Genomic DNA, 1,286 nt, shown 5'->3' on the forward strand with positions numbered 1-1,286 from the left:
CTGAGCTTGTTCCGCTTTGGCGGACACCTTTGGTGTGGTGGTCAGGCCGCGAGGGTGGTCTCGTATTCGGCGGGGCTGCGGTAGCCGAGGCTGCTGTGGATCCGGTGCAAGTTGTACCAGCTCTCGATCCACTCGAATATGGCGGTGTGGGCGGCGGCCCGGCTGGGCCAGGGACGGGTGTCGCCGAGCTCGTTCTTCAGGGTGGAGAAGAACGATTCCGCGAGCGCGTTGTCCCAGCATTGCCCAGTGCGTCCGACCGACAGGCGAACGTTGAACTCGCTGGCCAGGATGGATAGTTCATGGCTGGTGTATTGGCAGCCGCGGTCGGAGTGGAAGATCACCGGGCCGGATGGGCGGCGGGTTCGGCAGGCGTTTCGCAGCGCGTCGGCGACCAGTTCGGTCCGCAGATGGTCGGCGGTGGCCCAGCCGACCACGCGCCGGGAAGCAATATCGATCACGGTGGCGAGGTAGAGCCACCCCTCCTCCGTGGCTATGTAGGTGATATCTCCGCACCAGCGGGTATCCAGGGCTGCCGGGTCAGGCCGGAAGTCACGAAGGACCAGGTCAGGGCGGGTGACCGCGTGTGGGTCGGGGGTGGTGGTGCGGTGCCGGCGCCGTCTGTGCCGGCCGATCAGACCGGCCTGCCGCATCAGCCGGGCCACCCGGCGACGCCCACAACCGGCACCTTCCCGCCGCAGGACGGCGTGGACGCGCGGAGCACCGTAGGTGCCGCGGGAACGCTCGTGGACGATTGTGATCTGTTCGGTCAGCTCGGCGTCCCGCACCGCCCGGGGGCCAGGAATACCGGTGCTGCGGGCGTAGTAGGCGGTCCGGGAGACCTGGAGCAGTTCACACGCCCGTTTGACGCTGTGACCTGCGAGTTTCTCCGCCTCGATGAACGGGTGCACCGTCACCGGGTCTCCTTCGCGAAGAAAGCCGTCGCACGCTTGAGGACCTCCACGTCCTCCCGCAGCCTGCGGTTCTCCCGCCGCAGCGCGGCCAGTTCCTCACGTTCACTGCTGGTCAGGCCGTCCCGTTCGCCGTCGTCGACCTCGGCCTGCCTCACCCAGCTCCGCACTGCCGTCTCGGTCAGCTCGAAATCCCTGGCGACCTGGCCAACCGAGCGGTCGCCCCGCCGGCACAGCTCGACGATCTCGGCCTTGAACTCCGGCGTGAACGAGCGGCGAGGGCGCGGCTTCTTCTTCCCCATGCTCTCCATGATGAACATCATCCTTCCGGGGCCGAAACCCCTGATCTCCGATGTCCGTCAAAGCGGATCAAGCCCA

Annotated in this window: 2 protein-coding genes; both read right to left on the bottom strand. The window is 67.3% G+C overall.

The annotated features are described in order from the left end of the window. Nucleotides 1–41: 41 nt before the first annotated feature. Nucleotides 42–914, bottom strand: coding sequence for an IS3 family transposase (locus AB8A24_RS43305; protein WP_369479246.1), 873 nt, complete (start codon nt 912–914; stop codon nt 42–44). After that, entirely contained in the window at nt 911–1,219 is a 309-nt protein-coding gene (locus AB8A24_RS43310) for a transposase (protein ID WP_369479247.1), read from the bottom strand. Before AB8A24_RS43310 ends, AB8A24_RS43305 begins: the two co-directional genes overlap by 4 nt. Nucleotides 1,220–1,286 lie beyond the last annotated feature (67 nt).

Origin of the sequence: Streptomyces sp. BF23-19, from assembly GCF_041106355.1 — a bacterium.
In the GTDB taxonomy this organism is placed as follows: domain Bacteria; phylum Actinomycetota; class Actinomycetes; order Streptomycetales; family Streptomycetaceae; genus Streptomyces; species Streptomyces virginiae_A.